General features: G+C 36.9%; 4 protein-coding genes and 2 pseudogenes. 5 read left to right on the top strand and 1 reads right to left on the bottom strand.

Going from position 1 to position 3,617, the window contains the following annotated elements:
• The 4 genes from BN93_RS18850 to BN93_RS15565 all read left to right on the top strand — a co-directional run.
• The coding region (locus BN93_RS18850) for an RHS repeat domain-containing protein (protein WP_232211218.1) at positions 1–984 on the top strand (984 nt) is incomplete at its 5' end.
• Positions 984–1,535, top strand: a complete 552-nt coding sequence (locus tag BN93_RS15575) for a hypothetical protein (protein WP_157462915.1) — start codon at positions 984–986, stop codon at positions 1,533–1,535. The genes BN93_RS18850 and BN93_RS15575, both read left to right, overlap by 1 nt.
• Positions 1,536–1,539: 4 nt before the next feature.
• Positions 1,540–2,304, top strand: coding sequence for an RHS repeat domain-containing protein (locus tag BN93_RS17220; protein WP_019189214.1), 765 nt, complete (start codon positions 1,540–1,542; stop codon positions 2,302–2,304).
• Positions 2,288–2,764: a hypothetical protein gene (locus tag BN93_RS15565; protein ID WP_157462914.1), complete on the top strand. Its 477-nt coding sequence runs from the start codon at positions 2,288–2,290 to the stop codon at positions 2,762–2,764. The genes BN93_RS17220 and BN93_RS15565 overlap by 17 nt, the downstream gene beginning before the upstream one ends.
• Positions 2,765–3,012: 248 nt before the next feature.
• On the opposite strand, the pseudogene BN93_RS17215 reads toward BN93_RS15565, so the two are convergent.
• Positions 3,013–3,135, bottom strand: a pseudogene (locus tag BN93_RS17215) (transposase); the annotation flags it as partial.
• Positions 3,136–3,212: 77 nt separating this feature from the next.
• On the opposite strand from BN93_RS17215, the pseudogene BN93_RS18170 reads away from it, so the two are divergent.
• Positions 3,213–3,617 (top strand): annotated as a pseudogene (locus BN93_RS18170) (RHS repeat-associated core domain-containing protein); the annotation flags it as partial.

Below are 3,617 nucleotides of genomic sequence, written 5' to 3'. Positions count from 1 at the left end.
GGCAGCACCTCTTATATCACCGACGCCAAGGCCAACATCACCCAGTTCGATGCCTACCTGCCGTATGGCGAGTTGCTCGTTGACGAACACAGCAGTAGCGAGGAGATGCCGTATAAGTTCAATGGAAAGGAGTTTGATCAAGAAACAGGGTTGTACTACTATGGGGCAAGGTATATGAACCCTGTTACGAGTCTGTGGTATGGGGTGGACCCGCTGGCAGAAAGGTATGTCGCAACGGGAGGATACGTGTATACGCTCGATAATCCAGTGAGGTTGATAGATCCAGATGGAAGAAAATTGGAAGGTGCAACAAAGAGTGATGCTGCAAAGATGCTCGAAGATATTAATGTAGTTTTCAAGGCTGAAAAATTTGCTGATTTTAGAAAATTAATAAGTAGATCAGGGAAAGATGCGACAGGAAAGGATTTCAACAAAATTGATCCTGTTGCATATTCAAACTATATCGCAAATAATTCTGAATTATCAAACGATGATAAAGCACTGATGGATATTCTTGTAAACTCTATTAATTCTGATGATTTTACTTACAAATTTCAATATGTATCAGAAAATGATGAATTGCCAGATAAGAGCATGCTAGCTCCCCAATTGGTTGAGGCAATAGAAAGTACTGGTCATACGGTACTTACTAAACTCCTTGGTGGTTCTCAAACTAAACAAACTAAAAAGGGATCCTATTCGCTTGTTGTCGAAGATGATAGATCGCCAAGAGATTATTACAATAATCTAGGTGAACAAGTGCCCAATCCATTAGGAAGAGTCTTATATGTATTTCATGAGGTTTTCGGACATGGCAGATCGTTGTCTTTGGGAAGAGGTAGTGATAATCAGCATGGCGATGCAATTCGATTGGAGAATTTAGTGTTGAGGGTCGCAGGATTTAGTAATATACAAAGAAATGGCGAAGACCATGGCCCTAAAACAAAAATTCCAAATAACAGTCAATTACCAGATTATAGATAATGAAATATATTATTGTTACTTTAATAAGCATTTGTAGCTGTTTTAGCACTTTTGCGCAAGCACAAAAATATTTAGAAATGGCGAGAATAGATAGTATAAACATCAAAAGAGCCTATCTTTTGTCTCAGCAAATCTTAGGACATGATTTAAATTCAGATTCGATTTTTGTCTTCTCAATCAAGGATAATATTATACTTGGAAGAAAAAGAGATTCTTCTTGTATAATATATCATTTTAAGGAAGTCTTTAATTTTGGCTTACAAAAAGAAGAGTATGTCTTACAGAGAACCCAAGAAGTAAATTACAATAAGAATTGTAAGGCCATTTTTGAAAGCAAATATAAATGTAACTCTTTTGTATATTCACAGTCAGATCTAACTATTCGAAAAAAAGCTCATTGGGATTCAGAATATCTATACTTTATGGTTTCTCTAAAAGGGAAGAAATATAAGGAATTTAATCTTCCTATATCCTATACCTCTAAAATAAAAAGAAAAAACTTTCCATTGAAGCAAAGAACTCTGGATTATTTATTATATTTATTGTATTGAGGAAATGCCGTATAAGTTCAATGGCAAGGAACTCGACCAAGAGACAGGATTGTACTACTATTGGGCGAGGTATATGAACCCAAGGACGAGTTTGTGGTATGGGGTGGATGCTTTGGCAAAGAAGTATGTATCAACAGGTAGTTATGTATATTGTATAGATAATCCTATAAGATTAATAGATCCAGATGGTAGAAAAGTAAAAGCCGATGTTAATTCTCAGACAAATATCTATAATATTTTAACAAAAGAAGATGCTAAATACGTAAAGTTTGATAAGAATGGCATCTTAGATGTGCATAGCCTCCAAAAGTTAGATAGTAAATCAGATATTATTCAAGCGATTAAAACTCTAGCTAATAGTGACATAACCTATTCATTTGAGGTGAAATCGGAAGATGATCATGGTAAAAAGTTTAAGGATGGGGATTTTAATTTCTATCGTGGGGTAACCGAAATCCCAGGTGCAGAAAGCCAACCTTCCAAAGATAACGATGTACATATTATTGTTGGTATTAATCTTAGTGAAAAGCAACAAGCAAAGACAACTGCGCATGAGGGAATGGGACATGCCTATATATATGAGTTGACACGAGATTATAAAAAGGCAAGTCATGATTACCAACCCACTGTGGTGGCGGTAGAATGGGACGAGGAATTACAACAAATGGTACCAGTTATGGGACGAGAAGACAAGAATGTACTGTTGGCACCTCAGATTAAGAAAGTTGTATCAGAAGCAGAAAGGAATTATAATGAAAACAAGAAGTAAGAAAAATGATATTCGCTATTTGTGGTTATTTGTCCTTATTCAAACAACATGCATGGCTTGTTATGGGCAAACCTGTATAACGGATACTATCGAATTCGGGAAGTATAAGTTAATTATCCCTCTATTCCAAGGGTATAGAATCCATGAATTCCACTACGAGGAAGGAACTTTTAGAGACTACTATTTTGCGGATTCAAGAGGATTACTTACAATCCATTATGGAACAATGGTATCAAAGCCTATAATAAATAATGATAACGCGATAATTTTATCAGAGTCTTTTATAGAAGGGGTTGAGAAAGAACGACGAGGCTTTTTTATAAAAGAAAATAGGAAAAAGATATTCAGAGAGAAGGAAATTATTCCATATTCTATTAGCATACTGTACATGGTCGAAAAAAATTCAATACTGTTTGATAATATTATAAACAACATGCGAATCATTCGCTATAAAGAATAACTCATATTGAAACATAATATAAAAATAGTAACTATTCAGCGATAAGGTGTATAAACCACTATTGATTATCAAGAAGTTACATAAAAAGACAATACAAATTTTGGTAAAGAATGTCATTTTGAACCTTTTTGCCACAATGTTACGTTTATAAGTTCTTGATATTCAACGTTCATTATCGCTGAATAGTTACCATTTAACGGAAGAACCTTAAAAAAGATGAAAAGAAGTGTTTTGGTTCATCCGACATTTCAAGTGATACGACAGTTATGCAGTGCATAAAGTCGTAGAGTTAAGTCTTTCTCGTCTCTAAATCCATACGCATTTCGTTTTATTACCTTTATCTTGTTATTAAGGCCTTCAACTTTTCCTGTTTATAAATGGCAATCGTGCCAGGCAAGGAATTCTTTCTTATAGGTTTTCACGGTAACATCCATTTTCTGTAGTTGGGCTATCTTATCATTACAATGCGGCAGGGCAAATAGTTAGCCTTTCGGGCAATAAACAGGGGCGTGAGAGCGTTATTGTTGACAGGATAGGTTATGACAAGGACGGCCATACCGTCTACACCAAGCTGGGTAACGGCACGGAAACGACCTACACCTACGACAAACAGCGCGAACGTCTGCAGGCGATGAACCTTACGGCGGACGGCCGGGCTGTGATGGAAAACAAGTACCAATACGATGCTGTGGACAATATCTTGGGTATTGTCAATGCTGTAGACCCGACGCAGGCCGCTAGTGGCAATGGCGGCAAGGCAAAACTCGGCGGTGCTTTCAACCACACTTACGCTTACGACGACCTTAACCGCCTGATAAGGGCCAACGGTGAGGCGAAGGGTGCAAAGTATGAG

The organism is Prevotella conceptionensis 9403948 (assembly GCF_000312305.1).
Lineage (GTDB): Bacteria > Bacteroidota > Bacteroidia > Bacteroidales > Bacteroidaceae > Prevotella > Prevotella conceptionensis.
This window is presented reverse-complemented; position numbering and strand designations above follow the sequence as displayed.

What these genes read in the sequence shown, in the direction of transcription:
- BN93_RS15575 (WP_157462915.1), top strand. Translation starts at nt 984, where the DNA reads ATGAAATATATTATTGTTACTTTAATAAGCATTTGTAGCTGTTTTAGC.
- BN93_RS17220 (WP_019189214.1), top strand. Translation starts at nt 1,540, where the DNA reads ATGCCGTATAAGTTCAATGGCAAGGAACTCGACCAAGAGACAGGATTG.
- BN93_RS15565 (WP_157462914.1), top strand. Translation starts at nt 2,288, where the DNA reads ATGAAAACAAGAAGTAAGAAAAATGATATTCGCTATTTGTGGTTATTT.